1 protein-coding gene and 1 pseudogene are annotated in these 757 nt (G+C 65.8%); both read right to left on the reverse strand.

From position 1 onward, the window contains the following. A pseudogene (locus CO660_RS32425) lies at positions 1–295 on the reverse strand (cytochrome P450); the annotation flags it as partial. Then, positions 295–757 (reverse strand): SDR family oxidoreductase (locus CO660_RS32430; RefSeq protein ID WP_141504995.1); only part of this gene is annotated, 463 nt, incomplete at its 5' end. The pseudogene CO660_RS32425 and the gene CO660_RS32430, both read right to left, overlap by 1 nt.

Genomic DNA, 757 nt, shown 5'->3' on the forward strand with positions numbered 1-757 from the left:
TGACCAACGTTCCGCCAAGGATGTCGGGCGCCATCTCTTCGATCAGTGCCGAGGACACTTCCTTGTGCCGGAGCAATGCGAGCGCATCCGGATCCAGGCATGTGATCAGGTGTCCGGCCGGGCCGAAGTCCAGCCAGAAGTGGCTGCCTAGCGTCCGTTCCGCGCGCCGCAGCAGGCGCGGCAGATCGCAGACGATGGCGGGAAGATGCCCGACCAGGGGGAAAGCGCCAGGCATGACCGGGATGTCGTCCCGTAGCCGGCGCCAGCGGTTCAGCGGGTTGAGCAGCATGTCCATCACCAATGCGACGCTGCGGCTGCTTCGGCGGCGTCACCGGCCGGCCGAGCCGCGCTGTTGCCACCGTCGGCGTAGGTTGGAACATGCGCCAACATGCCGCCGTCGATGCACACCACTTGGCCGGTGATGAACGCAGCCTCCTCCGAGAGCAGGAACGCGACCAGCGCGGCTACGTCCTCGGGGCGGCCGACGTGCGGCAGGAGCTGGTGCCGGTGTAGATGCCGTTGCATGCACTCGTCCAGCTTGGCGAAGAGACGTTCGGTCATGACAAGACCTGGCGCAACCGCGTTGCAGCGGATCTTCGCGTGTCCGTACTGGGTGGCAAGCGAGGCCGACAGCATGTTCATTGCGGCCTTCGACGCGGCGTATGACGTCAGTGCGGTGTCGCCGCTGAGCCCTTGGCACGATGACATGTTCACGATCGCGCCACCACCACGGCCGATCATTTGTGGGATGGCCTGC

Origin of the sequence: Rhizobium sp. L9, assembly GCF_002531885.1 — a bacterium.
Taxonomy (GTDB): Bacteria; Pseudomonadota; Alphaproteobacteria; order Rhizobiales; family Rhizobiaceae; genus Rhizobium.